This is a genomic window from Galbibacter sp. L-19 (assembly GCF_056857615.1).
This window is the reverse complement of sequence record NZ_JBSXNL010000067.1, coordinates 346,717-373,224: the sequence shown is the minus strand read 5'-3', so window position 1 is coordinate 373,224 and position 26,508 is coordinate 346,717. Positions and strand designations below refer to the sequence as shown.

Annotated in this window: 25 protein-coding genes; 13 read left to right on the top strand and 12 right to left on the bottom strand. The window is 32.0% G+C overall.

Features of this window, described 5'->3' with window-relative positions:
- Window positions 1–385 precede the first annotated feature (385 nt).
- Window positions 386–2,284 (top strand): beta-N-acetylhexosaminidase, encoded by a 1,899-nt coding sequence (locus tag AC13CQ_RS14980; RefSeq protein ID WP_474507510.1) that lies wholly within the window; start codon window positions 386–388, stop codon window positions 2,282–2,284.
- Between the two features lie 411 nt (window positions 2,285–2,695).
- Here the strand turns inward: AC13CQ_RS14980 and AC13CQ_RS14975 are convergent, their stop codons facing one another.
- The 3 genes from AC13CQ_RS14975 to AC13CQ_RS14965 form a co-directional block, all read right to left on the bottom strand.
- Window positions 2,696–3,340, bottom strand: a complete 645-nt coding sequence (locus AC13CQ_RS14975; protein ID WP_008614727.1) for a response regulator transcription factor — start codon at window positions 3,338–3,340, stop codon at window positions 2,696–2,698.
- Window positions 3,340–4,125, bottom strand: a complete 786-nt coding sequence (locus AC13CQ_RS14970) for a sensor histidine kinase (protein ID WP_008614726.1) — start codon at window positions 4,123–4,125, stop codon at window positions 3,340–3,342. The genes AC13CQ_RS14975 and AC13CQ_RS14970 overlap by 1 nt, the downstream gene beginning before the upstream one ends.
- A 905-nt stretch (window positions 4,126–5,030) precedes the next feature.
- Window positions 5,031–5,417: a hypothetical protein gene (locus tag AC13CQ_RS14965; RefSeq protein WP_474507485.1), complete on the bottom strand. Its 387-nt coding sequence runs from the start codon at window positions 5,415–5,417 to the stop codon at window positions 5,031–5,033.
- Window positions 5,418–5,635: 218 nt separating this feature from the next.
- On the opposite strand from AC13CQ_RS14965, the gene AC13CQ_RS14960 reads away from it, so the two are divergent.
- Entirely contained in the window at window positions 5,636–6,472 is an 837-nt protein-coding gene (locus AC13CQ_RS14960; protein ID WP_474507484.1) for an N-acetylmuramidase domain-containing protein, read from the top strand.
- 109 nt (window positions 6,473–6,581) lie between these two features.
- Window positions 6,582–7,169: a hypothetical protein gene (locus AC13CQ_RS14955; protein WP_337900639.1), complete on the top strand. Its 588-nt coding sequence runs from the start codon at window positions 6,582–6,584 to the stop codon at window positions 7,167–7,169.
- Here AC13CQ_RS14955 and AC13CQ_RS14950 read toward each other — a convergent pair.
- From AC13CQ_RS14950 to AC13CQ_RS14910, 9 genes are all read right to left on the bottom strand, one after another.
- Window positions 7,158–8,000 carry a 5-oxoprolinase subunit C family protein gene (locus AC13CQ_RS14950; RefSeq protein ID WP_008614721.1) on the bottom strand — a complete coding sequence of 281 codons (843 nt, stop codon included), beginning with the start codon at window positions 7,998–8,000 and terminating at the stop codon, window positions 7,158–7,160. The two genes, AC13CQ_RS14955 and AC13CQ_RS14950, sit on opposite strands and share 12 nt — an antisense overlap.
- Window positions 7,984–8,718: a 5-oxoprolinase subunit PxpB gene (pxpB, locus tag AC13CQ_RS14945; RefSeq protein WP_335588727.1), complete on the bottom strand. Its 735-nt coding sequence runs from the start codon at window positions 8,716–8,718 to the stop codon at window positions 7,984–7,986. Before pxpB ends, AC13CQ_RS14950 begins: the two co-directional genes overlap by 17 nt.
- Complete coding sequence (pxpA, locus tag AC13CQ_RS14940; protein WP_335588726.1) at window positions 8,711–9,439, bottom strand: 5-oxoprolinase subunit PxpA; 729 nt, start codon at window positions 9,437–9,439, stop codon at window positions 8,711–8,713. The genes pxpB and pxpA overlap by 8 nt, the downstream gene beginning before the upstream one ends.
- 361 nt (window positions 9,440–9,800) lie before the next feature.
- The gene (locus AC13CQ_RS14935) at window positions 9,801–9,908 is read right to left on the bottom strand and encodes an ATP-binding protein (protein WP_474507688.1); all 108 of its coding nucleotides are present in this window, start codon (window positions 9,906–9,908) and stop codon (window positions 9,801–9,803) included.
- Window positions 9,909–9,962: 54 nt separating this feature from the next.
- Entirely contained in the window at window positions 9,963–10,829 is an 867-nt protein-coding gene (locus AC13CQ_RS14930) for a hypothetical protein (RefSeq protein ID WP_008614716.1), read from the bottom strand.
- A 305-nt stretch (window positions 10,830–11,134) separates the two neighbouring features.
- Window positions 11,135–12,670 (bottom strand): YifB family Mg chelatase-like AAA ATPase, encoded by a 1,536-nt coding sequence (locus tag AC13CQ_RS14925; RefSeq protein ID WP_474507483.1) that lies wholly within the window; start codon window positions 12,668–12,670, stop codon window positions 11,135–11,137.
- Between the two features lie 95 nt (window positions 12,671–12,765).
- On the bottom strand, window positions 12,766–14,349 hold the full coding sequence (locus tag AC13CQ_RS14920) for a solute:sodium symporter family transporter (protein ID WP_474507482.1): 1,584 nt from the start codon (window positions 14,347–14,349) through the stop codon (window positions 12,766–12,768).
- Between the two features lie 1,045 nt (window positions 14,350–15,394).
- A complete protein-coding gene (locus tag AC13CQ_RS14915) occupies window positions 15,395–15,775 on the bottom strand; it encodes a hypothetical protein (RefSeq protein ID WP_008614713.1) in 381 nt (126 codons plus the stop codon).
- Between the two features lie 96 nt (window positions 15,776–15,871).
- Window positions 15,872–19,069, bottom strand: coding sequence for a cytochrome c biogenesis protein (locus AC13CQ_RS14910; protein ID WP_474507816.1), 3,198 nt, complete (start codon window positions 19,067–19,069; stop codon window positions 15,872–15,874).
- Between the two features lie 292 nt (window positions 19,070–19,361).
- Here AC13CQ_RS14910 and AC13CQ_RS14905 point away from each other — a divergent pair, with 292 nt between their 5' ends.
- The 10 genes from AC13CQ_RS14905 to AC13CQ_RS14860 all read left to right on the top strand — a co-directional run bounded on the left by AC13CQ_RS14905 (window position 19,362) and on the right by AC13CQ_RS14860 (window position 26,462).
- Entirely contained in the window at window positions 19,362–20,129 is a 768-nt protein-coding gene (locus AC13CQ_RS14905) for a Rossmann-like and DUF2520 domain-containing protein (protein ID WP_335588723.1), read from the top strand.
- Window positions 20,110–20,640, top strand: coding sequence for a KdsC family phosphatase (locus AC13CQ_RS14900; protein WP_008614709.1), 531 nt, complete (start codon window positions 20,110–20,112; stop codon window positions 20,638–20,640). The genes AC13CQ_RS14905 and AC13CQ_RS14900 overlap by 20 nt, the downstream gene beginning before the upstream one ends.
- Window positions 20,641–20,856: 216 nt before the next feature.
- Window positions 20,857–21,447 carry a Maf-like protein gene (locus tag AC13CQ_RS14895; RefSeq protein WP_474507514.1) on the top strand — a complete coding sequence of 197 codons (591 nt, stop codon included), beginning with the start codon at window positions 20,857–20,859 and terminating at the stop codon, window positions 21,445–21,447.
- Between the two features lie 183 nt (window positions 21,448–21,630).
- Window positions 21,631–22,170, top strand: coding sequence for a mechanosensitive ion channel domain-containing protein (locus AC13CQ_RS14890; protein ID WP_474507515.1), 540 nt, complete (start codon window positions 21,631–21,633; stop codon window positions 22,168–22,170).
- Between the two features lie 366 nt (window positions 22,171–22,536).
- Window positions 22,537–23,376 (top strand): SDR family oxidoreductase, encoded by an 840-nt coding sequence (locus tag AC13CQ_RS14885; RefSeq protein WP_335588721.1) that lies wholly within the window; start codon window positions 22,537–22,539, stop codon window positions 23,374–23,376.
- Window positions 23,377–23,791: 415 nt separating this feature from the next.
- Window positions 23,792–23,902 (top strand): Atu4866 domain-containing protein, encoded by a 111-nt coding sequence (locus AC13CQ_RS14880; RefSeq protein WP_474507517.1) that lies wholly within the window; start codon window positions 23,792–23,794, stop codon window positions 23,900–23,902.
- Window positions 23,903–23,926: 24 nt separating this feature from the next.
- Window positions 23,927–24,832: a helix-turn-helix domain-containing protein gene (locus AC13CQ_RS14875; protein ID WP_474507516.1), complete on the top strand. Its 906-nt coding sequence runs from the start codon at window positions 23,927–23,929 to the stop codon at window positions 24,830–24,832.
- Window positions 24,833–25,108: a type II toxin-antitoxin system HigB family toxin gene (locus AC13CQ_RS14870; protein WP_335588732.1), complete on the top strand. Its 276-nt coding sequence runs from the start codon at window positions 24,833–24,835 to the stop codon at window positions 25,106–25,108. It abuts the gene before it with no gap.
- 2 nt (window positions 25,109–25,110) lie between these two features.
- Complete coding sequence (locus tag AC13CQ_RS14865; protein WP_335588718.1) at window positions 25,111–25,467, top strand: helix-turn-helix domain-containing protein; 357 nt, start codon at window positions 25,111–25,113, stop codon at window positions 25,465–25,467.
- A 422-nt stretch (window positions 25,468–25,889) separates the two neighbouring features.
- Window positions 25,890–26,462 (top strand): helix-turn-helix domain-containing protein, encoded by a 573-nt coding sequence (locus AC13CQ_RS14860; RefSeq protein ID WP_040880123.1) that lies wholly within the window; start codon window positions 25,890–25,892, stop codon window positions 26,460–26,462.
- The last annotated feature ends 46 nt before the right edge of the window (window positions 26,463–26,508 follow it).

The window sequence follows — 26,508 nt, the reverse complement described above, 5'->3', positions numbered from 1 at the left end:
AGTTCTTTATAAGTCATTCTGTCATTCAGAATGGGTTTAATTCTTCTTTTTCAGTAGTCCGTTAGCGCCTTAATTTACTGATAGTTTGTGTACAAATTAAGCTTGCCAACATTTTAATCATTCTGTATAGGCAATACCCGTGCCATAATTAACAAATTGTATTTTTACGTTTAACCTCTAGCTATTGTAGATTTTCATTTCACTTTTATCTATAAGTTTCACTTTTTCACTTCCAAAACTTATCCGAAGATTTAGTATCTTTCTCCCTTAATTCATTTTCAACACATGAAAGCCCACAATGGGCATTTAATAGAGAATAATCAACACCAACATAAATAATTTAAATTACTAACAATCAATTCGTTTTTGTAAAAATTTAATATAGATGAAAAGCATTTTTTTAATTCTTATCCTTTCCTTTACCGTTTTTAATGGGTTTTCTCAGGATTTCTCTAAATACTTTATCAATCCGCCACAAGAAATTACAGTTTTAGATTCTTGCGTTTCTTTAACAAGTACAAATGCTAGTCAGCTTGAAAAACTCCTTACTATTACTACAAACATGGATTTTATTGGGTCTATGGATATTGCAGAAAAGATTGGTTTTTCAAAATTACATCTCAATTTTAGTATCGATTCTTTACAGTTAAAGCCTCAAGGATATCGTTTAAAAATAACTACAGACACGCTGCAAGTTACAGGGCAAAATTTAGCCGGACTATTTTATGCTAAACAAACCCTTTCTCAACTCCTTTCGTATGCTATATCCGAAGGTAAGTCGCTTCCTTGTATAGAAATTACCGATTGGCCAAATTTTGAAAGAAGAGGTGTTATGTTGGATGTTAGTAGAGACAAAGTGCCAACTATGGAAACACTTTATCAACTTATTGATAAGTTAGCCGAATGGAAACAAAACGAATTACAACTTTATATTGAGCATACCTTTGCCTACAAAAACCATGAGGAAGTATGGAAAAATGCGAGTCCGTTTACTGCGGAAGAAATTAAACTCCTCGATGCTTATTGTCGAGAAAGACATATTGATTTAGTGCCGAATCAAAATTCGTTTGGGCATATGGAAAACTGGTTAAAGCATGATGAATATTTAGATTTAGCTGAATGTCCTGAAGATTGTGAAACTGTTTGGGGAAAACGAAAACGCACTAGTTTAAATCCGACTGACCCTGCTTCTTTTGAATTAATGAAGAGTTTGTATGAAGAATTACTTCCAAATTTTTCGAGTAAGTATTTTAATATTGGCGGAGATGAAACGGTAGAGCTTTGTTTAGGAAAGTCTAAAGAAGAATGTGAAAAGCTTGGAAAAGGACACGTATATTTAAACTACCTCACTAAACTCAATGAAGAAGTTAATAAGCAAGGAAAATTAGCTCAGTTTTGGGGAGATATTATTTTAAATCATCCAGAATTAATAAGTGAAATTCCTAAAAATATGACTGCGGTAGTTTGGGGATATGATGCCACCTACCCTTTTGATGAAAACTTACCAAAGTTTAAAAATGCAGGTTTAGAATTTTATGTGTGCCCAGGAACCTCTACATGGCGTTCTGAAATAGGAAGAAACACCAATGCCTTTGAAAACCTTAAGAATGCTGCAATTGAAGGGCAAAAAAATAATGCAAAAGGTTTTTTAAACACAAATTGGGGAGATTTTGGTCATTTTCAACCATTATCTGTTACCTATGCTCCACTGCTTCTTGGCGCTTCTTATTCTTGGAATTATTCAGAAAAATCTATTGATAACTTAGCTTTTCATTTAAATCATTATGTGTTTAAAGACGAAACAGCCAATACAGGAAAAGCTATTTTAATGCTAGGTGATGCTTATCTAAAAGCAGATATTCCTGCAGGAAATGCCAATGCTTTCCACTTAATGCTCCGAAGGTTTAAATGGACTATGAAAGGGCACTACCAAACGAAACACCTAACCATAAAAGGATTGGAAGCCGCAGAAAATGAGATTAATAACGCTTTAGCTATTCTTGATAAAGGGAAACCAACTTCTGAGGATGCTGCCATTGTAATTGCAGAAACAAAACAGGCTGCCAAACTTGCATTACATGGAGCTCATTTAGGAGAAGCTCGATTAAAAGCAAAAGGATATGCCACGGAAAACATTCCGGAAGTAGAAAAAGAAAAACTAGCGGAAGAACTCGCGCCAATTATAGAAAATCAAAAGAAAACTTGGTTGCTTAGAAATCGTGAAGGGGGACTTGAAGATTCTACCGATAAATTGAAAGAATTATTAGAGTATTATAAAAATTAATTTACAGCTGTTAAACTGAGTTTCTGGAAGTTTTTAAAATAATGCAAGATCCTTCGACAAGCTCAGGAGGACATAGACAAGCGGACAAACTGCAAGCCTGATATAGCTTACGAAAAGCTCAGGATGACAAACCGCAATCTTAAGATAACTTATTACGGCAAGCTCAGGATAACGTACAACAGGCTCAGGATAACAACTTGCAGCCCTAATATAACTTACTGAAAGCTTAGGATGACAAACCGCAATCTTAAGATAACTTATTACGACAAGCTCAGAATAACGTACAACAGATTCAGGATAAACAACTTGCAATCCTAATATAACTTAAGGCTACAGCAAACCAGACCTAGGATTAACACAATAAATACAACAAGGATGATAAATGGTGCTTTTTAAAAAGCTTCCTTTTATTTACAATTTAATATACTTGTTTTTAATTCCGTAGAGTACTAATCCAATACGACTCCTAACTTGGAGTTTATCAAAAAGACTTTCTCGATAGCCATCTATTGTTTTAGGAGATAAAAACATTTCAGCAGCAATCTCTTTATAAGTCATTTCAGTACAAGCCAATTTTAAAAACTGTATTTCACGGTCTTTAAGCTCCACTCCATTCACTTTATTTTCTTCTTTTAAAACAGCGTCCAACAACTCATTAGTAATTCTATCTGAGTAATAAAATCCTTTATGGATAACATCATCTATAGCTTTTTCCAATGTGTCTGGGTGAATATCTTTTAACAAATACCCTTTGGCGCCATTACACAACATTTTAATTATAATCTCCTCGCTATCGTCCATAGAAAGCGCAATAACTTTTTGTTCTGGATGATTTTTATACAACCACTTCATTGTCTCCACTCCATTCAAAACTGGCATATTTATATCCATCAAAATTACATCTGGCATGGGTTTATGCTGTATTGTGTTTATTAAACTTTGACCGTTAACAGCATGGAAAGAAACTTGGTATTTATCAAAAGAATCTATTAGGGAAGTTAGGGATTTAGCAAATAGCAAATGGTCATCTACAATTGCAATATCATATTTTTTCATTACTCTTTTGGCTTAGTTGGATACACCAAAGTTACAGAAACTCCTTCATTCTTTTTACTTTCAATAGAAAAATCTGCTTCAATTAATTTAGCTCGCATCTGCATATTCATAATCCCCGTTCCATTTTGTGCTGCTTCAACATCAAAACCAACACCATCGTCTACAACTTTTACATATAAATAAGAAGGGGTATATTTTAATAACACTGCCAAGTTAGCCGCTTTAGAATATTTTACCACATTAGAAAAACACTCTTGAAAGATTCTAAAAATAATAATTTCGTCTTTTTTATCAATAGCATAAAAATCGCCTTCAATTGTATAGTTTATACTAATAAAATTTAGCCTTTTAAAACGGTCAATTTCTATTTTTAAAGATTCTTCTAAGCCCCTTCTAGAAATAAAATCAGTATTTAATGTATGAGATAATTGTCTTATTTCACTTACTCCCTGTCCAAGAACATAAACGGCTTCTTCGTAAAATTTTTGCTTTTCTGGAGAGATATCATTCTGTAGCATATTTAATTGCATCTTCGCTACCGAAAGCAATTGGCCAACATTATCATGCAATTCCCAACTAATATTTTTAAGGGTTTGTTCTTGAATTTCTGTTTGAGCTTTTGTAAGCTCCTTTTCATAGTTTTGCTTATCCTCAACTCTTTCTAGTAAAAATTGTGTTTTTTTCTGTTGATATGATAAAAAGTATTTAGTGGCATATATTACAACGATTATTATAATAAAACTGACATATAAAATTAAACCAACAATTTCCTCTTCGTGTTCCATTAATTAGGATAAGTTTTTCTAATATTTAATTCCTCGATAAATCAACTACCTCGAGGTAGTTGATTATAGTTTAATTTAGGATTCTCTCTCTGTTTATAAATAACATTAAATAATTGTTATAAATAAAACATTTGCTGACAAATTTAAATTTTACACCTTCCATTAATAGGGGGCTTTTCCCCTTTCTAAAACACTTTTTTTTGCATTCACTACAAAACCAATAATAAAGCAGCCATAAAGCACTATGTTAGAAAGCAGTAATATAGAAACATAAATTCCTTGGAAATTGTAAAAAAGCCTAGTGAAAATAGTTATAGGTACTGTTACTAAATAATAAAAAAGAGAGCCTATTATAAGCCAAAAAGAAAGTTCTTTATAGATGTTTAAAATTTTATCGGAATCAAAAATCTCATTAAAATAAAAGGTGGTAGCCAATAAGATCGATAAAGTCCCTGAAATACGAACCCACATTAAGCTTTTAGAAAAGAAACCTTCACTCCTTAAAGTTAAATCTAATATCACAAAAACAGTATAAATTAATAATATAACATAGATATACCGCCTATGCTTAAGCTTTTTTAACAATCTTAAAAAATAGTATAAATAAAGATAAAAGGTAATTATTCGAAATATATTAAATGCCCAATAATTTTGTTCTGAAATTACTTCTGGAAGTATTCCCTTAAAAAAAACGGTGAAAGTTGTTTGAGGAAAAAAATGAAAATAGATATAACTATATCCTATACATTCTGTTCCTAACGTTAATAGTAATAAATACAAAAAGTACCGATTGGGGGTATCTCGGTACTTTTTATAGGTAATACTTGCTATAACAGTAGCAGCTATAATAAAAAGAAAAATTAAAATTCGTAAATATAACATATAGCTTCACTAATTTTCTCCACTTAATTAGGAGGCCATCCCATTGATGAATCATTATAAGAATCTACATCTTCTATCATTTCAGGTTCAGCTGCTTTGGCGCTTTTTGCAACAGTAGGAACGTCTTTAACACCTGTAGGCATAATAAACCCAGAGATATTTCCTTCTTTATCGTCGTCATTATATCTTCCTAAAGAAAAACGTAACCCCAAGTCTTTATACCCTTTGTCTTTTGCTTCTTGTTTAAAATATGCAATGTACTCTTCTAACTCTTCTAAAGACCACCAAAACTGACTAGCAAATTCTTTTCCGAATTCTTTTTTAAGCGCTTTTTCAATAGTTTTAGCGTACTTGTCTTGTAGTTTTATCGCTTTTTTGTGTGTAATACACTTTTTTGGTTTTTTCGCCATTTTGTAGTTGGTTTAATTATTTGTTTTAGGTTAAAAATTTTTCTTTCGTCCACTAAAATATATATTTTAACGTTTATATCCGATGGTTTCCTTATTTTTTTGATGAAATACTTATAACCTCGCACAACGTTACTTATTGAAGACATTTTTAAATAGAAACTATTTTGATTATACTAGTTAAAATAAGTAACTTAAAGTGTTCATTAAAAACAACATATATGAAAGTCCTCAAATACAAATCTTCCGACCCCGCAGTTTATCTCTTAGAACAAATTCTCTTTAAATTAGGATACTCCATATATATTTCTAATTACTTTGGAAAAGATACCGATAATGCGGTAAAAGATTTTCAGCAAAAAAATGATTTAGTTGTAGATGGAATTGTAGGAGTAAAAACTTGGAGTAAATTATTAAGCATAGAAAGAGAGCTTTTTAATAATACCGACAAACTACTTTCTGAAAAAGACTTAATTAATTTTGCACAAAAGTTTGAGATAGAACTTGCTACTGTTAAAGCTATAAATGAGATTGAAAGTAACGGAAAAGGCTTTCTCCTTTCTGGTAAAGCTAAAATACTATTTGAAGGACATGTTTTTTGGAGAGAATTAGTAAAAAGAAATATAGATCCAGCCCCTTATGTTAATGAAAATACTAAACATGTACTTTACAAGAAATGGACAAAGAAATATTATGTTGGTGGCGAAGGAGAATACAATAGATTAAGAATTGCTGCAACACTAGAAGCTAATGCAGCTTTTTATGAAAGTGCCCACGCAGCAACCTCTTGGGGAACATTTCAAATAATGGGATATCATTACAAATCTTTGGGATATCCATCTATAACAGCTTTTGTAGAGGCTATGCAAACCCATGAAAGAGAACATTTAAAAGCTTTTGGAAAATTTCTTGAGGTAAATAATTTAATAGGTTACTTAAAAAATAACCAATGGGAAGCTTTTTCTCGTGCCTACAATGGTCCTTCTTTTAAACGTAATCAGTACGACAAACAACTAAAGCTTCTATACTTTAAATATAAAAATATTGACTTACGCTAAATGCCTTTTATAAACGTTTTTAGCTCCCATTTGGTCGAAAACGTAACTAGGTATTTTCCCCTTTTAACTGGCGGATATTTTCTTTATTTTGCTAAAAACAAAAAGCAAGATGACACATACTACCTCTTATTTGGATGTTTTCCAATGTGTAAACTCCAAAACCACCCATTCTGTAGGGAAAATTAAATACTTAATTGAGAATGACGATTTAAGTGCTTCCGATGAATTATACCGTTTTTTAAATGAAATTGAAGATATCTTCCGAAGGAACCAATTGTCGGAATTTACAGCTATAGCAACCTATAGAATTGAATTATTAGCCTCACGTTGGGCTTTGGATCAACGTATTCCGCAAAAGAGGTTTCAATTAGACAAAGCATCCGCTTTAATTCCTAATATTACAAAAACTGTTTCTAACGCCTTAAAACCTATAGAAAACAAAATTAATACGGCTCGTAAAATTATTCAAGAATTGGTTTGTATGGCTTATGACAGTAATATGATTCATTACCAAGAAAAAATAAACTTTGCGGATTTTTCAAACGGTTTATGGACACTTTTTCTTACCCATGATAGTTTCAAGGAAAAAGCTACTTTAGTTTCTAAATCCTTGAGTAAAAACGACATTATTATTTTAATTTCTGAAGAAATTCATCAAAAAGAAAAGATTTCTCCTTCAGAAAAATCACTCTTTTAATGAAAAAATAATTTCTTCATCTGTACGTTTTTGCGCCAACAACGCTATAGCTTCTTCTGTAAGCTGTAAAATTCTAGGATATCCCCCAGTTGTTTGTGCGTCTTTCATTAAAATAATAAGTTTTCCAGCAGGGGTAAATTGAACTGTTCCTGGCAGGGTTGACGAGGTTAAAATAGAATATTTATGTGGAAAAAGCTGTTGCTTTAATTGATATGCCATTCGGCTATTTTCCTTTGCAACATTAAATATTCCGCTTAACACTTGGTTTACTTGGTCTTTAGACAGTAAATTAAATTCTGGACCTTTGTAAACCTCCAATTCTTTATTATTAAAATCGTGATTCATTCCTGGTAAATGTTCTTTTACCTTATATTCTTTCCGTTTAGCTATTTCCAATGTTTTTCCCCTTTGCAAATGAGAATAGTTGGTTAAAGAAACATACCACGATTTACTTCCTAGCACAGTTTCGGTTTTAAATCCGCCTTGAACGGCTAAATAACAACGAAATCCATTTTTTAATTTCCCAAAAGAAATCATATCTCCTTTTTTTATATGATAAACTTCGTCATTATAGATATCATTTCCATTAAGTTTTGGAGAGATAATAGCGCCACTAATAGCTATAAGCGTTTCTTCATTAAATTCTAATTCAGGTCCCGTCATCGTTATTTCTAAAACAGCCGCTTTTTCTGGATTTCCAATAAGTTTATTTGCAAATTTTGCAGAAATCATATCCATAACACCAGAAATAGGTACCCCTTTATCTCGATATTCAAACCGACCTAAATCTTGAATAGAAGAATAAAACCCGGGTTTATGTATTTGTATCATCTAACTCATATGTTTTTAAATGAAAAATTCCAGCAGCTACTTGAATGGTAATTAGTTCGTGCTCGTCTTTATTAATAGGATAAAATTTAATTTTATCTCCTACACTAACGCCACAAGGATTTTCATTATTTGGATTAAAAACTTTAACAGGCGAATTCCCTATAATATTCCATCCACCAGGGGATTCTTGAGGATAAATCCCTGTTTGCTCACCTCCAATTCCTACAGAACCTTGCGGGATTTGCAAACGAGGCACTCCTCTTCTCGGATGATGAAGAGTTTTATTAAGTCCGCCTAAATACATAAAGCCAGGTAAAAAACCAATACAATAAATAGTGTATAAAGGTTCGGAATGGAATTTAATTATCTCTTCTATATTCAACTTTTTTTCTAAGGAAAAAGCTTCTAAATCTATTCCGAAGTCGAGATCATAACAAACTGGAATATGCCATAATTTTTTCTGAATTTTCTCAAAAGTATAATTCTGTTTGTACACTTTCTTTAAGCGTGAGGTAAGCGACTTAAAATCGATTGGTGTTGTTGAAATTAAAGTCAAAGAATTGTATGCAGGAATGAGCTCAAAAGTATCTATTTCCTGAAGGATGGCGTTTTTAAACTTCAAAATATCATTTAAAATAGCTTCATTAACCATTCGAGGCCATTCAATTAACAACGCTTTATTTCCGTATTGCCGATATTCTAATTTGAATTTATCCAATGGTTGCTGTTTGTATGTTATTATATAAAAATTCCACAATCTCCTGTGCATTTTCAGTATCTGAATGTACACAAAACGTAGAAGCATCTGTTGCTACAATTTTATTATTGATAGTAACAACACTGTCATTTTTTGCTATATGAAGCACTTGTTTTAAGACTTCCTCTTTATTTGTTAATATTGCATTAGGAAGCGTTCTACTTACTAACGACAAATCATCATTATAAGCACGGTCTGCAAAAGCTTCATAGAAAATTCGGAATCCATTCTGTAAGGCTTTTCTAGCAATCTTACTTTTATAAGGTACGTAAATTCCCATTTCATTTTTATAATCTCCAATCGCTTTTAAAAAAGTCATTGCTAAATCTTCATCCTTAGCAATATCATTATATAATGCACCATGAGGTTTTATATGATGTAGCGAAGCTCCTTTCTTAGTCAACACCTCTTGGAGCAAGTTTAGTTGTTGCTGTATGGAATTAATAAGCTGTTCTTCTGAAATAGAAAGCGATACTCGCCCGAAATTTTCTTTATCAGGATAGGAAGGATGCGCGCCAATAGCAACGTTATTTTGTACTGCCAATTCCACAACCTTTTCTATGGTTTCTCTATTTCCAGCATGTCCCCCACAAGCAATATTACAGGATTGGATGTAAGGCATTAGCTGTTCCTCATTCCCGATTCCTTCTCCTAAATCACAATTAATGATAATTTCATCCATTTTCTACAAATCCTTTAATTACAAGATTTTAAAAAGTACTAATCGTTATGAATAAATATACTGTAAGTTTTGTGAATGACTAAATTTAATTAGAAAATTATTTATAAAATAACCTTATCTCACTAAACCGCTCTGTTTGCAACTAATTCACAAATAAATCTTTGATTTCCTTGCTTAAAGCACTATTAGTAAGTTCAGCAAAAATAGTAAGTTTAATATCGAGATTTAAAATTTTAGAATAGCAACATGAGGGATTTAATCCATGTCTTAAATCTATAAAGCCACACTAGATACTATCCTAACCACCCTTCTCTATCTAAGCTTCTATATTGAATGGCTTCGCTAATGTGATTTCTAGTGGTCACTCCATTATCTCTAAAACACTTCGTTTCAATTCGGTTAATTCCTTCAGTAATAACACGCAATTATAAGCCATGGAAATCTCTTCAGGCTTCGGGTAAGCTCCCAATCAACAAGAGTTACATCTGTTGTTTTTTTAATGTGGTGGTGTAGTTAATAAGACTTACTCATCATCTAAATTTATTGTAGCGATTAAATTTGAAACATTACTAAAATCAACAGATAATATACGGTTTCGTTTAAATAAATTAGAAGATTTATATGTTTCCCCTCCAACTGTGAAATAAGTAGAGGCAGCAATACTTGCTTTAAATTTGTCTTCTTTAAATAAATTACCTGTTGCAATTGTCAAAGTAACCGTTTCAACATAATAATATTTATCACTATCTTCAAAAGATTGTATTTTTTTTAAATACTTATTATACAATTCTTTATTTATAGAACTTGTAGGTATTGACGCTTTAGCAACATCAACAACTCCAATTTCAATCACTTCTTTTTTACCTGCTTCAAATCCACCAAATACTGTTGAACCATTCAAACTAGAGCCTTCTTCAATATAGCTTTTAAATAAAGCTCCATCATCAATAATGTCAACCTCAATTAGTTTTCCTTCTTTTAATAACTCACCTTCAAGGGTTACTGGTGAGTATTTATTATCTGCCACTTTTTTATAAAATCTCCCTACTACTCTATTGATGTCATAAGAGTTTGCGCTTAATCCTATAAAGAAATTCCTCTCTAGAAATGATTTTGGCAAATCTGAATTAGAATAATCAGTACTCAATTTAGCACTATTTAAACTAATTGAATCGTTGATTATATTTCCTGAAAAATTTTTCAAGCGCTGAGTTTTCATAAATAACTCAGTATTTGAGTATTGCTCATATATGGTATTTAATTCCATATTTTTCTGATTAATCTCAGATTCTAATTCCTTCTGATTAGCTTCTAATGCTGCATATTGTTTTTGTGATATACATCCAATTATTAAAATTGATATTGAGAGAAGAAGTAAAGGTTTTTTCATGATATTTTTATCTTAGATTAAACTGAACTTGAAAATAAGTTAAATATCTGATATTCAAAATAATTATTCTTAAAAATGTATAATATTATTCTATTAACTAAGAAAAATAAAGTGCAAAAAAATAATAGATAAAACCTTTAAATCCTTCATTGAGGATTTCATTTTCTAGAGTCTGCCCTAAGTATCTTGAAGGATTCTACGTCGAAATTGATTAAATTATTTTCCTTTGAATACCTCCTAGGCTTGCCTCAAGGTAGTTAATTTCCAATAGAATATTATAAATATATATAAAACCAACCTAAATATTACCCCAACCATCCCTCTCTATCTAAACTTCTATATTGAATGGCTTCGCTTATATGGTTTCCATTGATAGAAGTTTCATTCTCCAAATCGGCTATTGTTCTAGCTACTTTTAAAATACGGTCGTAGGCTCTAGCAGATAGGTTTAAGCGTTCCATTGCTTTCTTTAATAGTTCCAACGAAGAAACTTCGAGTTTACAATACTCTCGTATTTGTTTTGTATTCATCTGTGCATTGTAATGAATATTTGGTAACTCCCTAAAACGTTGCGTCTGTATTTCTCTAGCTTTGGTAACTCGCTCTCTTATAACTGTGCTTCGTTCTCCTTTTCTATCTTCGGATAGTTTTTCAAAAGGAACGGGAGTCACTTCAATATGAATATCAATTCGATCTAAAAGGGGACCAGAAATTTTGCTCAAATACCGTTGCATTTCTGCTGGAGTGGAGGTTACTGGGGCATTTGGATCGTTAAAATACCCTCCAGGACTTGGATTCATACTAGCCACTAGCATAAAGCTAGACGGATAAGTTACTGTAAATTTAGCTCTAGAAATGGTTACCTCTCTATCTTCCAACGGCTGCCTCATTACCTCTAAAACACTTCGTTTAAACTCGGGTAATTCATCTAAAAATAAAACACCATTATGAGCCATTGAAATCTCTCCAGGCTGCGGATAAGCACCACCACCAACAAGGGCAACATCAGAAATAGTGTGGTGTGGACTCCTAAAAGGACGGTAATTCATAATCCCCGAATTAATAGTCCGTCCAGTTACGGAATGAATTTTAGTAGTTTCTAAAGCTTCATGCAACGTCATAGGCGGTAAAATAGAAGGCAGACGTTTTGCTAACATCGTCTTTCCAGAACCTGGAGGTCCAATTAAAATAATATTATGTCCCCCTGCTGCCGCTATTTCCATACTTCGCTTAATACTTTCTTGTCCTTTTACATCAGCAAAATCAAACTCAGGAAAATCTAATGCTTTTGAAAATTCTTCTTTAATATCTACAATGGTCTGCTCCAGCGGAATTTCTTCATCAAAAAATGCAATTACTTCTTTAATATCTTTTACACCAAATACATTTATTCCTGCTACTATTGCCGCTTCTTTAGCGTTTTCATCTGGTAAAATAAACCCCTTAAAGCCTTCTTCCTTAGCTTTTATAGCAATTGGTAAAGCCCCTTTTATGGGTTGGAGCGTCCCATCTAAAGACAGCTCTCCCATAATTATATACTCTTCTAAACCCGTTGCTTTTATTTGCTCTGAAGCCGTTAATATTCCTATAGCCAAGGTTAAATCGTATGCAGAACCTTCCTTACGCATATCTGCAGGCGCCATGTTTATAGTAATTTTTTTACCCGGAATTTTAAAGCCATTAAATTGAAGTGCAGAAGCTATTCTATAATTACTCTCTTTAATTGCATTATCTGGTAGCCCTACCAAATGATAACCTATCCCCTGCCCTATATTAACTTCTACAGTTATTGTTGTGGCTTCAATTCCAAATACTGAGCTACCGAAAACTTTTCTCAACATGTCATACTTTATTTACATTTATAAATATAATAAAAAAAATAAGCTCCAAAATGGAGCTTATTATAATAATTTATAAAGTTTTATATATCTATAATCTATGCGAAGTACATATAAATTCCTATTACAATAACACATATTGTAATTCCTACAGGCACTAAGAATTTATAAGGTTCAATACTTACTTTTTGAGTGTATTCTAATTCAAAATCTGTTTCCCTTGGCGCAACTTTACCAATAATCAACATGATAAGGATATTGATAACAAATAATATTGCCATTACATGAAGGTAATGCGGCATATTGTCTTCTCCTACTACAAAATACTTCAGTAATAGATATACAATATACAGTAATACTCCAGAAGCAATTGCCACTTTGGCAGCAAGGGCTGGAACACGTTTTGTAGCGTATCCAACCGCAATAATTGTTAAGATTGGAATACTATAACACCCATTAACTTCTTGTAGGTATCCAAACAATCCATTTGGAGCATTTGCAATAAAAGGAGCAATAAGCATTGCTGCAATTGCCAATACAATCCCGAAATACTTTCCATTTTTAATAACGGTAATTTCAGAAGCATCTTTATTGATATATTCCTTGTAAAAATCAATACTAAATAAGGTTACAGAACTATTTAAAGCACTGTTAAACGAACTTAATATAGCTCCAAAAAGTACTGCAGCAAAGAATCCAATTAAAGCTGTAGGAAGAACTTTATTAACCAATAAAGGATACGCCTGATCTGGAGTTTCCAAATCTGGACCAAAAATATAAAAAGCAATAATACCAGGAAGCACAACAATAAGCGGCCCTAATATTTTAATAAAAGCAGCCAATAACAGTCCTTTTTGACCTTCTTTCAGGTTTTTTGCAGCAAGTGCACGTTGAATAATAGCTTGATTTGTTCCCCAATAGAACATTTGTACAAGCATTAAACCTGTAAAAATAGTACTAAAAGGCACAGAACTTGAGCTATCTCCCATAGATTTGAATTTCTCTGGAGCCTCTCGCATTAGGGTTGTAATCCCTTCCGTCATGGAACCATCTCCAATCATCATTAATCCAAAAACAGGAATCATTAAACCTCCTATTAAAAGCCCTACAGCATTTACTGTATCTGAAACTGCTACTGCTTTTAAACCTCCAAAAATAGCGTATATAGAGCCTATAATTCCAATTCCCCATACACAAATCCAAATAGAAGTATTAAGCGAAACGCCTAGCATTTCTGGGATGTTGAACATAGTTGAAATTGCTAAAGAACCAGAGTATAAAACAATTGGTAAAAAAATAACAACATACCCTAACAAAAAGAGTCCCGAAGCTATTGTTTTAGTCCCTTTGTCGTAACGTGTTTCTAAAAATTGAGGAACCGTTGTTAGTCCGCCTTTTAAATAACGTGGTAGTAAGTAAATAGCAGTAATTACCATTGCAATAGCTGCTAAAGTTTCCCAAGCCATTACTAGAATTCCTTCTGAATATGCCTGTCCGTTAAGACCAACTATCTGTTCGGTAGATAAATTTGTTAATAATAAGGAGCCTGCTACTACTCCTGCTGTTAAACTCCGACCTCCAAGAAAGTATCCATCTGATGAGCTTTCGTTTGTTTTTTTTGTAGCAAAATATGCGATTATTGCCACAAGAAGCGTAAATCCTACAAAGGAAAGTATTGCCATGCCAAATAATAGTTTAAGTTAGATTGCGAATATATAATATTTAAAGAAACTTATTTGCGGTTTTAATAATTAAAAAGCTTCATTTTTAATCATATTAACATCTTTTTGTTTCATTGTTAAGTTGTTCTGCCACAAATACACGAATGGCTAAATAGTATTAAGTACTTAGTACAAAGTATTAAGATGAAATAAGAATAGAGAAAGAAGTTGGGAGACAGGAGATAAGAATAAAGAGCAAAGAGTATAGATGCATTCTAACTCTTTTTCGAATTTATAGTTAACCATAAACTTACTGCAAACTGAAGACTGCCTACTGAATACTTTGCTTTATATTTAAAAATTGAAAGATTGAAAGATTTAAAGATTGAAAGATTGAAAGATTTAAAGATTGAAGGATTGAAAAAGTCGGGAGTCTGAAGTAAAAGTTATGCTGTTATGGAGTTACGATGTTACAATGAAAAAAACTGCATACTGTAACTGCCAACTGAACACTTCCGTCTTCGGACTTCCGACTTTTTTTCTCACATTTACAACTTTGCCTCTTTGCCTCTTTGAGTTAAAAGTTATGCTGTTATGGAGTTACGATGTTACAATGAAAAAAAATGCATACTGTAACTGCCAACTGAACACTTCCGTCTTCGGACTTCCGACTTTTTTCTCACATTTCCTCATTTCCTCATTTCCAAATTAGCAAATTAGTACATTCACAAATTTAAAACTTTGCCTCTTTGAGTTAAAAGTTATGCTGCTATGGAGTTACGATGTTACAATGAAAAAAACTGCATACTGTAACTACCAACTGAACACTTCCGTCTTCGGTCTTCGGACTTCCGACTTTTTTTCTCACATTTACAACTTTGCTCCTTTGCCTCTTTAAGTCAGAAGTTATAAAGAAAAAAACTATCCATAAAAAGTGATAAAATAAATCCGGGTATTTGTGGCTAAATAGGTAAGACATAAAAAAGCTGAACAATGAGACCACTGTTCAGCTTTTGTATTATTAATTATCGATAACTCCTACTATATCAAACCAAATGCATCTAGTTTACAATGCATATTTTAAAAGTTTTACCTTTCTATTAAAAGGCTTAAGCTTCTTTTTCATAGACTTTTTGTACTTATTAAAGTCATCTTCCCCAAGGATATCTATTCCCTTCTTTTTAGTATCTTTTTGAAGCGATTTTAAGTCGGCTATTTTTTTATCCTGATCTTTATCGCTATTTAATATGTCTGAAACATTATCCACTAATCCTTTATTCAAATCCTTTAGCTCACTAGATTTATCTGGAGATAGATCTAGTCCGATATCATCAAAACTATTCATTGTATTTAAAAAATCGGCTTTGGGGAAATCTACTTGCGCTGAGCTTGTATTTATAACTACAAGTCCCATAACAAAAGCTAAAATAAATCCTAAATTCTTCATGACAATTAGTTTTTTAATGTTAAACATATATAATTAACGAGTAATAAATATACAACATTAAAAGATTATTCTCACAAAAAAAGAAATAATAAACTACTATTTCTGATTTATTTTCCTATACCTCCAATAACTTACAGCTCCTAATACCAACACAAATGCAACCGAATAATATACAAAAGTTGGGGTTATAATTTTATCTCCACTTGCGTAAGAATGTAAGCCAGAAAGGTAGAAATTAACTCCAAAATAAGTCATCATAATACTAGCATATGCAACAATACTGGCAAAACTATATGTCCATTTACCACGTAAACCAGGAACCAAACGCATATGAATTACAAAAGCATAAACCATAATACTTATAAGTGCCCATGTTTCTTTTGGATCCCATCCCCAATAGCGTCCCCAACTCTCGTTAGCCCATTGTCCACCAAGGAAGTTTCCAATAGTTAACATTACTAGTCCTACTGTAAGTGCCAGTTCATTGATAATGGTAAGCTCTTGAATGCTTAAATCCATCTTAGCTTTGTTCTTTTTAGTAGTAAAAATCATCAAGAAAAGCGTTACAATTCCTAAAATCATCCCTAAAGTAAATGGTCCATAACTACCAGAAATAACCGCAACGTGGATCATTAACCAATAACTATCTAGTACAGGTTGTAGGTTAGCAATAGCTGGATCGAGCCAATTTAAATGCGCTCCAAACAAAATAATAGCCGTTACAAAAGCTGTAGATGCAACTGTAAGCCCACTTTTTCTAGCAAAAAGCAATCCTAATCCCATGGTACTCCAAGCTACATATAGCACACTTTCATAAGCATCACTCCATGGTGCATGGCCACTAATATACCAACGTGTAGCAAGTCCTAATGTATGGAAAACAAATAGAATGAAAATCCCAATGCTACACACTTTTATTAGAATTTTAAGCAGTTTGTTATCTTTAAAAAGCTGAACAATTATAAAAGTAAACATCAAGAAACCTAATAACATGTACCAAACAAGTAACTCCTGAAAAATATTAATCTTATTGTATAATATTTCAGCCTTAACTTTAGCATCCGAAGGCATTACTTCCGCTCCATAATTTTTTTGATTCTGCTTAAACGCTTCAACAATCTTGTCTGCTTGCGAATAATCGCCTGTACTTTTAGCCTGTTGTAAAGACATCATATAAAACGACAAAGATTTATTGATGAAGTTAGCATACAATGAATCTTTTACTTTGTATGCTCCTTTTTGATATGCTGCTGCAGAAATCCACTTATGATTATCGTCATTTGGCAATGGATAAATACGAAGGATCTCTCCTCCTAATGCTTGATTTATCAATCCTAATTTTAAGTCAAAAGCTCTAAAATCTTTTTGAAATTGATTTGGTATTTTGGTTGCATATGCCTCTTCTAAATAAGACGATAGCTTGTATTTAACCCCATCAAAAAAGTCGACTGCCTTTACATATTTTTGATCAGAAGGAACTCCAATAACCGTACGGATACTATCGTTTTTCTTTGTTATATTAATAAAATCTACATTATACCAGAGCCCTGGGTTTTGTAGCATAGAAAGCAATATCTGATTGGCATCCATCCCCTCAAATGTTTCAGAAGAATGTAACTTTCTCATTAATTCAGAAGCAAATGTATTTATAGGTTTCATTCGCCCTTCACTATCTTGCATCACTAAAGCGCCAAACTTAGCAGCATGCTCTTTAGAAACAATGGTCGTTTTTAAAATTGAATCTACTTGACGGTCTGTTGGTGCCGTAACATGCATATGCTCTTCTTCCACCTGCGGTTCTTCTGGATTATCTATGGTTCCATGCATTGGAATATTTTGCGCAAAACCATTAAAAACAGTAAACAATAGTACCACAACAGATAACGCTGCCTTTTTAGCCCTTACTTTCTCTAACATTTCTCCTAAACTAATAAAACGTGTTTTTCCGAAAAACATAATTCCCATAAGTCCAGCATATAATAAAAAGTATCCCAGATATGTAATTCTTGTTCCCCATTGGTCGTGATTTACAGAAAGAATAGTTCCTTGTTCATCTGGGTCAAATCCAGATTGAAAGAAACGATATCCTCCATGATCTAAAACATGATTCATATAAATATCATAATCAAACGGACTCCCATCGTTTACGGTAACTTTACTCATAAAAGAAGAATATCCTTTTTCAGTTCCTGGATATTTTTCAGCTACAAAATCGTTTAAAGTAATACTAAAAGGGATATCAATTTTCCTAGAACCGTAAGATAAATGAAACTCTAACCCGCCTACTTTTACTGTTTTTGGGTCGTTTAAATGTCCTACTCCTCCAAGAATTTTTACTTGCTTAGTTTCCCCATTGGCAGTAACATCTAGAATTATTGCATCCTGATCGTTCTTAGTTTTTACATCCTTTTCTACTATTCCATACTCTCCTTTTATAACTTGATCTGGAAAAACAAATTGCATTCCAGCTGCATTGTATAAAGAGCGGTACATTAAAGGTTGTAAACTATCCTTAACAACAGTTCCTTGAAACTGATCTGCCATTCGCATAAAAGTTCCATCAAATGGAGATTGTATGGTACTTATACTATCATTTATAGTTAAATTAATGGCACCTTCGGTAGGTTTATTTAAAGCGAATAAAATATTATGAATGCTAGAAACCTCTCCGCTTTTTAGGTAATGATCGTGTCTGTTACCGCCACCAGCTTCTACTATTTTTAAATAAGTATCTCCATTTTCAGTTTCTACAAGTCCTTCTTCTGCTCCTTCAATAAAACCAGCATAAGAAATGGTAAAGGGCGCTCCATTAAAATCGGATTTCCATGGCAAAGAAGAGTTAAGTGCTTCTTTGGTAACCATTATTTCATCCTGTAGGGCTTTTCGTTTAGGCTCTCCATCAATTTCTCCATCCACAAAAGCAGAAAGATACTTTTTTTGAGATAAAATATAGTCGGTAGTTTGCCCCTCTCTAATAGGCATTGCTCCTTCATAACCAATATAACGGGTTACAAAAGCTCCACCTATTATTAAAACAAAAGATAAGTGTAATAAAAGTACAGGCCATTGTTCTTTTCTAAATAAGCGGTAGCGTTTTATGTTTCCGAAGAAATTTATCATAAAAAAGAGCATAATTAGCTCAAACCACCAAGTATTGTAAATCCAAATTTTGGAAGTTTCGGTACTGTACCAATTTTCAATAAAAGTTCCAAATGCCATAGCGGTTGCAAAAACTACAAAAAGAATGGCCATTAAACGTGTAGAGAATAGAATTTTCTTTAGGGAATCTAACATCAGTATTATTTGTTTTACTCACATTGTGAGATTTTAAATACCTCGTGGGCTTACCTAAAGGTATTTTTTTAAGTTGAATTTCAGTGCGCAAAAATAAGGCGTTTTTATGATTTATTACGTTAATTTAGGATTTTATTAGCACGGTAAAAAAAGAGATTTTTACTTCTTGTTTTTGTTGGTTAGGACTTGATTGTAAATTCCATTAATAATGATAACGCTACAAACAGCCATTTTATAGTAACTTTTTATGTTATAATTAATCAAAATCAACCGCATTCCGTAATTTAGCAACATGTTAAAAATTGTACTTATTGGCGGAGGTAATATTGCGCATCATTTTTTTAAAGTGTTTAGCAACCATAAGTCTATTGACTTAATTCAATGTTATAATAGGAATCTAGACAAGATTAAGAGTTTTGAAAAATCAACAATAATTACCAATAATTTAAATGAATTACTAGAAGCAGCTATTTATATTCTTGCAATAAATGATGATGCCATCCCCGAATTTTCCAATAAACTCCCTTTTTCAAACAGCTTGGTAGTTCATACTTCTGGAAATGTTTCGATGTTGGATTTAAATGAAAAAAATAGACGAGGAGTTTTTTATCCGCTACAATCTTTTTCAAAAAATAAAGAAATAGATTTTAATGAAATTCCAATTTGTATTGAAGCTGAAAATAAAGCAGATTTAAACATATTAAAAGTCCTTGCGGAAACTATTTCAAGCAAAGTTTTTAAAATCAGTTCTGAACAACGTAAAATTCTTCATGTATCGGCGGTTTTTGTCAATAATTTTGTCAATCAGTTATATTATATTGGTCACGATATTTGCGAAAAACATGACATTCCATTTGAAATTTTACAACCTTTAATTAAAGAAACTTCAAAAAAAATTGAAGAAATCTCTCCTAAAGAAGCACAAACAGGACCAGCAAAAAGAAATGATACAGAAACTATAAATTCGCATTTAGAATTACTAACAAACGAAGATTACAAAAACATATACAAACTATTAACAGCAGCAATAATTAAAACTCATGGAAGAAAAAAGCTATAAAGAATACCTAGAACATATTACCACCTTTATTTTTGATGTTGATGGAGTTTTAACCGACGGCATTATTTCTATTACTTCTGAAGGGGAATTACTTCGGACTATGAATGTAAAAGATGGGTATGCAATGAAAACAGCGCTAAACAAAGGCTACAACATTTGTATAATTTCTGGAGGAAACAACGAAGGCGTACGTGTAAGATTACGCGGACTTGGAATTACAGATATCCACCTCGGAGTAAGTAATAAAATAGATACTCTAGATGAGTATTTTGATGTCTATAATATCAAAGCTGAAAATGCACTTTATATGGGAGATGATATCCCCGATTACCATGTTATGAAGATGGTAGGAATGCCTTGCTGTCCAAATGATGCTGTAGCTGAAATCAAAGAAATTTCTAAATACATTTCTCACAAACAAGGAGGAAAAGGATGTGTTAGAGATGTAATCGAACAAGTATTAAAGGTCCAAGGAAAGTGGAATGATAGCTTTGATGCTAAATATGCTTAGAAATTATAAAATTGGTTGTTAGTTATTCGTTAATTGTTAATGGTTATTGGTTAATTGTTAATGGTTGTTAGTTATTCGTTAATTGTTAATGGTTAATTGTCAATGGTTAATTGTCAATGGTTAATGGTTAATGGTTGATGGTTGTTAGTCTTTTACTTTTAACTTTTAAACTTTTTAACTTTTTAACTTTCGACTTTCGAACTAAAAAACACGCCTATGATTTTAAATGAAAAACTTAAAAACTACAACATAATTCTAGCTTCTGGCTCTCCTAGAAGGCAACAATTTTTTAAAGATTTAGGCTTAGACTTTGAGATTCGTTTGAAAGAAGTAGATGAAATATATCCAAAACGATTGTATAAATACGAAATCTCCGATTATTTGGCACAGTTAAAAGCATTACCTCATAAAGAAACTTTAAAAGATAATGATATTTTAATCACTTCAGATACCATTGTTTGGCATAACGAAGAGGCTTTAGGTAAGCCTAAAGATAAAGAAGAAGCTATTGCTATGCTAAAATCGCAGTCAGGGAAAATGCATGAAGTTATAAGCTCGGTATGTTTTACCACAGCTAAACTAGAAAAAACAATAAACCACATTACTAAAGTTTATTTTAAAGAACTTACCGACGAAGAGATTGATTATTATGTTACCAATTTTAAACCTTATGACAAAGCAGGCGCTTATGGAATTCAGGAATGGATTGGTCACATTGGAATTAAAAAAATTGAAGGTTCTTATTTTAATGTAGTTGGATTACCTGTTTATGAAGTATACAGAACCTTAGAATCATTAATAGACTAATTTTATAATTCATTTTCAATAAATAATTCATTTATACCATAGTTAAAACATAGTCTTTACACTATTTTCTTGTAGTGAGGCGGTCTCGTATCTTTATTCGGATATTATTAAACAAATTAAGTTCTAGTTGCGATAAAAAATAAATCTCTAACGTATCTTTGTGCCTGAATAGGTTTACAATTTATGACAGAATATTTCACAGTATACAGAGAAGAAATCATAGGGACTATCATTGCTATTGTAGTACTTTTCCTTATCAGAATCCTACTATTTAAAACTATAAAAAAAGTAGGAAAAATAGGAGATATTGATAGAAACAGAACGCTCCTTATTTTAAAATATATAGATGTTTTTATTCTGATAGTCGGAATAATTACATTAAGTCTACTTTGGGGAGTAGATTTCAAGGATCTTGGTTTATTCCTCTCCTCTGCCTTTGCTGTTATTGGGGTTGCTTTTTTTGCCTCTTGGTCTATTTTGAGCAATATTACGGCTGGTATTATCCTATTTTTCTCCTTTCCTTTTAAAATTGGTGACAGGATTCGGATTCAGGATAAAGATTTTCCTTCCGAAGCAATTATTGAAGACATCCGAGCTTTTCATTTACACCTGCGTACCGACGACGGAGAACTTATAACATACCCAAATAGTTTAATGCTCCAAAAAGGAATTGTAGTAATAGATAATCCGCAACGAGAAGACGACGGTAAAAGTACATTGTAGTTTTTAGTGATTTATTAGCTCTAATACCAAGTCCAAACGCTAGTGACTTCATGCTTCTCATTTCTTTTGTTCCCAAAAGAAACGAAACAAAGAAAAAGGCGCCATTTGTTAGACAACCAGATTGAAAAACGGTAACCGAAACGCTGCCTCGTTGCACTCCTGATCTCAGAGCTTTGGGTCACTATTCTACGGATAAGGGTTTTAGCCGCGCTAGCCATCAACGCTGTTTTTAACGAGGGCCTTTCTTTGTAACTAATTCGTGCTGTGTCAATTCATAAGTAGATTTGACTACATCTTTCTTAGATATGGAAAAGTGAGAAACCCTTTAATGCACCAATTTTGTGTAATAATTTAAATTCAAAAAACATGAACACAAAAAAAGTATGGTTTATTACGGGAGCTTCAAAAGGGTTAGGGCTAATTTTAACTAAAAAACTTCTTTTAGAAGGCTATAATGTTGCCTCTACTTCAAGAAACAAACAAGCCTTAATTAAGGAAATTGGTGAAGAAAATGAAAAATTCTTACCTATTGAAATGGATTTAACAAAAAATGAAAATGTTAAGAAAGCCATTGAAACTACGATTAGTCATTTTGGTAGAATTGATGTTTTAATTAATAATGCTGGTTATAGCCAAATTGGCACTTTAGAAGAACTTAGTGAAGAGGAAGTAGAAAATAATTTTAAAGTAAATGTGTTTGGATCTCTAAATGTAATTAGAAATGCTTCACAATATTTACGCAAGCAAAAATCTGGACACATCTTCAATATAGCTTCTGTAGGTGGTTACACAGGAAATTTTGCAGGTTTTGGTATTTATTGTTCAACAAAGTTTGCTGTTGCAGGCTTTACAGAAGCTTTAGCCGAAGAAATGAAATTATTCGGAGTATATACAACCATAGTATACCCTGGTTATTTTAGAACCAATTTTTTATCAGAAGGTTCTGTAAAAACACCTAAAAATCCAATTGAAGAATATGAATCTGCTCGTGAAATGGAACAGGCACATTTGAAAGATATAAATGGAAATCAGCCCAACGACCCAGAAAAAGGTGCCGAAGTATTGATTGCTTTAAGTAAACAAGAGCATCCTCCTGTACACTTTTTTATGGGAGAAGACGCCTACCACTTTGCTAATTTGAAAATAGATGCCATTAAAGAAGCCCTAAAAGAACATAGAACTCTAGGAACTTCAACAGGATTTTAGCTATGAAAAACTAAGAACCATCCCACTTCTATTTCTTATTGTCTTTGTGTACATAATTTCCGCTTGTGCTGTTAAAAAAACACAACTACTAAAAATAAAGTAATTATAAAGACAAGATTTGAACAATGGGGAAATTCTGAACGTAATTTTTTTGATTTGCTCGCCACAAATGTAGAATGGAAAGTTATAGGAAAAGCTCCTTATTCTGTAATTAACAAGGGTAAAGATGAATTTATTTAAAAAAACAGTTGAAATATTGTTTTTACCTCAAAATTGAAAAACAATGATAGAAACCAAAGGATGTATTAGAATGTGGGCTACAAAAGGCGAAACATTAGCCACAAACTACTACCCCAATAATTGTTATGACGAAGCTAGAGGGGATAAAAAAACTGTTTATTAAGGAGACTATCATATCATGGGAAATCATATTGACTACAAAGATGATACAGGATTTACCGTAGATGGAGAATATAGAAATGGAATCCTTTATCACTCAGGAATGGTATTATATAAAGAAAATTAATCTTAAATTTAAAAAAAGAAAACAATGTATCGATTTAAATCCATAAGTGAATTTCATACCTATAGTAATTTACCTAAGCCTGAACATCCATTAATTAGCTTAATAGACTATAGCCAAGTAAATTACTCTACAGATTCTGATAAAATTAAATGGATGCAGGACTTTTATTCTATTTGTTTAAAACGAAATGTAAGTGAAAAATTTAATTATGGACAACAAAAGTATGATTTTAATGAAGGTGTTTTTTCATTTGTAGCACCAAAACAAATACTAACAGTTACAATAAATCAAAACATAAAAGTAAATCCGTCTGGGTGGCTACTTCTTATTCATCCAGACTTTTTATGGAATACCTCATTAGCTGGGTCGATTAAAGATTATGATTTCTTTGGGTATGCCGTTAATGAAGCGCTTTTTCTTTCCAACAAGGAAGAAAATATTATTATAGATATTTTTAAAAATATACAAAGAGAATATCAGTCTAATATTGACAAATTCAGTCAAAATATTATCATTTCACAAATAGAATTATTACTCAATTATGCTGAACGTTATTACGAACGACAATTTATTACCCGTAAAATTAGCAATAATCAAATTCTTATAAAACTAGAACAAATATTAAACAGCTACTTTAATAATAATGAATCCCTTATTAATGGAGTTCCATCTGTTACTCAAATTGCAAATGACTTAAATCTTTCTCCTAATTATCTAAGCAATACTTTAAAAATAGTAAGTGGACAAAGTACAAAGCAACACATCCAGAATAAGATAATAGAAAAAGCTAAAGAGAAATTATCAACTACGGAATTAAGCGTGAGTGAAATTGCCTATGAATTAGGTTTTGAATATCCTGCTTCATTTAGTAAACTATTCAAGAATAAAACCAACATTTCTCCTATTGCATTTAGACAATCTTTCAATTAAATAACTTTACTAAACTTTTGGGAGAAACACGCTGACTGTGAAGAACAATTAAAGTCTTGGTTTAGAGAAACTGAAAAATCCGAATGGAAAAATATTAATGAATTAAAAAACGATTATCCAAGTGCAAGTATTTTAAAAGACAATAGAATTGTTTACAATATTAAAGGCAACAACTACCGATTGATTGTAAAATTCAACTTTGAATATCAAATATGCTGGATAAGATTCATCGGAATTCACGCAGAATATGACAATATAGACGCAAATAATATCTGATTATGAAGATAACACCAATAAGAAACGAAAAAGACTATCAAAACGCTCTGAACAGACTTGAAGAAATTTTTGATGCAAAAAAAGGAACTAATCAAGGAGATGAATTGGAAATCCTTTCAATCTTAATTGACAAATATGAAAATGAGAACTTTCCAATTGGAATGCCTGACCCTATTGAGGCAATCAAATTCCGAATGGAGCAAATGGGAATGAAACAAAAAGATTTAGCCGAAGTTGTTGGATTTAAAAGTAGAGTTAGTGAAATTTTAAGCAAAAAACGAAAACTGACTTTAGGAATGATAAGAAAACTGAATTCAACACTTCACATTCCGACTGAAGTGTTAGTTCAAGATTATTGATAAAAAAGTCAGTTGCCAACAATGCTAACCCTTACACAAACCATTAATTTTATAAAAACAAGATAGTTTTAAGCCCTTTTAAGGGCTTTTATTTTACGATCTAATTAAGCTGTAAGTTAAAATTAGGAAGCTTAAAAAAGTAATTATCTTTTAACGTTGTTTCTTTTTCTAGTTCTTGCATTTCAAAAGTTAATAGTAATCCTATGTCAAATTTATGCTAACTTATGCAATAGGCACAAGTTAGCATAAATAATTGCTCAATTTTGGGCTTAACCAAAGGTCGTTGCAAGTTTACTACGTCTGATTTTCCTCGCGGAAATTCCTCGCAAATTTGCTATCTTCGGTTTACGGTGGAAAATCCTCACGGATTTTCATGCAACAAAATCATAGCCAAATACGTTGGCGGTAATTTAAAACAAAATATGTCCAAACTTAAAACCTTAAGAGAACAACAAAATCTAACTCAAGAAGAGTTATCGGAAAAATCAGGTATTTCAGCAAGGACAATACAGCGGATTGAAACGGGAAAAGAGCCCAAGGGATTCACGCTTCGGGCTTTAGCGAAAGCATTAGAAATAGCAGAAAATGAATTGATTTATACAGAAATTAAACAAGAAAAAATTGAAGCTAATAAAATTAAAAAAGAACCCCAAGAAGTGGTTTTGATTAACTACTCTTTTCTAAAAATAATAAACCTATCTTCAATTCCATTTATTTTGATTCCGCCCTTAAATATCATCATTCCTCTTGTTCTGATGTTCATTATGAAACAAAAGAACAGTTTAACCAAACAGCTTATTTCATTACAAATACTTTGGACCATTTTAGCACCTATTGTATTTATGTTGGGGATTTTTTTGAAACTGGGAAACCAGTTTAGTTTAATCCTAATGATACTAATTGTTTTATCGAATGTTTTCATTATCATTCGAAATGCAATTGAAATAGATAAGCGTAAAAAACTTTATTACAAACTGAATTTCAATATGATATAAAGATTGTCGGGTTTTTGTCGAGTTATTGTCGTGTAGATTTTTAGCA

Coding starts and splice junctions, on each gene's coding strand:
- AC13CQ_RS14960 (WP_474507484.1), top strand. CDS start 5,636: ATGAAAGTCCTCAAATACAAATCTTCCGACCCCGCAGTTTATCTCTTA.
- AC13CQ_RS14925 (WP_474507483.1), bottom strand. CDS start 12,670: ATGTTGAGAAAAGTTTTCGGTAGCTCAGTATTTGGAATTGAAGCCACA.
- AC13CQ_RS14975 (WP_008614727.1), bottom strand. CDS start 3,340: ATGAAAAAATATGATATTGCAATTGTAGATGACCATTTGCTATTTGCT.
- AC13CQ_RS14980 (WP_474507510.1), top strand. CDS start 386: ATGAAAAGCATTTTTTTAATTCTTATCCTTTCCTTTACCGTTTTTAAT.
- AC13CQ_RS14860 (WP_040880123.1), top strand. CDS start 25,890: ATGTCCAAACTTAAAACCTTAAGAGAACAACAAAATCTAACTCAAGAA.
- AC13CQ_RS14865 (WP_335588718.1), top strand. CDS start 25,111: ATGAAGATAACACCAATAAGAAACGAAAAAGACTATCAAAACGCTCTG.
- AC13CQ_RS14885 (WP_335588721.1), top strand. CDS start 22,537: ATGAACACAAAAAAAGTATGGTTTATTACGGGAGCTTCAAAAGGGTTA.
- AC13CQ_RS14895 (WP_474507514.1), top strand. CDS start 20,857: ATGATTTTAAATGAAAAACTTAAAAACTACAACATAATTCTAGCTTCT.
- AC13CQ_RS14900 (WP_008614709.1), top strand. CDS start 20,110: ATGGAAGAAAAAAGCTATAAAGAATACCTAGAACATATTACCACCTTT.
- pxpA (WP_335588726.1), bottom strand. CDS start 9,439: ATGGATGAAATTATCATTAATTGTGATTTAGGAGAAGGAATCGGGAAT.
- AC13CQ_RS14890 (WP_474507515.1), top strand. CDS start 21,631: ATGACAGAATATTTCACAGTATACAGAGAAGAAATCATAGGGACTATC.
- AC13CQ_RS14950 (WP_008614721.1), bottom strand. CDS start 8,000: ATGATACAAATACATAAACCCGGGTTTTATTCTTCTATTCAAGATTTA.
- AC13CQ_RS14915 (WP_008614713.1), bottom strand. CDS start 15,775: ATGAAGAATTTAGGATTTATTTTAGCTTTTGTTATGGGACTTGTAGTT.
- AC13CQ_RS14875 (WP_474507516.1), top strand. CDS start 23,927: ATGTATCGATTTAAATCCATAAGTGAATTTCATACCTATAGTAATTTA.
- AC13CQ_RS14930 (WP_008614716.1), bottom strand. CDS start 10,829: ATGAAAAAACCTTTACTTCTTCTCTCAATATCAATTTTAATAATTGGA.
- AC13CQ_RS14920 (WP_474507482.1), bottom strand. CDS start 14,349: ATGGCAATACTTTCCTTTGTAGGATTTACGCTTCTTGTGGCAATAATC.
- AC13CQ_RS14910 (WP_474507816.1), bottom strand. CDS start 19,069: ATGTTAGATTCCCTAAAGAAAATTCTATTCTCTACACGTTTAATGGCC.
- AC13CQ_RS14955 (WP_337900639.1), top strand. CDS start 6,582: ATGACACATACTACCTCTTATTTGGATGTTTTCCAATGTGTAAACTCC.
- AC13CQ_RS14965 (WP_474507485.1), bottom strand. CDS start 5,417: ATGGCGAAAAAACCAAAAAAGTGTATTACACACAAAAAAGCGATAAAA.
- AC13CQ_RS14970 (WP_008614726.1), bottom strand. CDS start 4,125: ATGGAACACGAAGAGGAAATTGTTGGTTTAATTTTATATGTCAGTTTT.
- AC13CQ_RS14905 (WP_335588723.1), top strand. CDS start 19,362: ATGTTAAAAATTGTACTTATTGGCGGAGGTAATATTGCGCATCATTTT.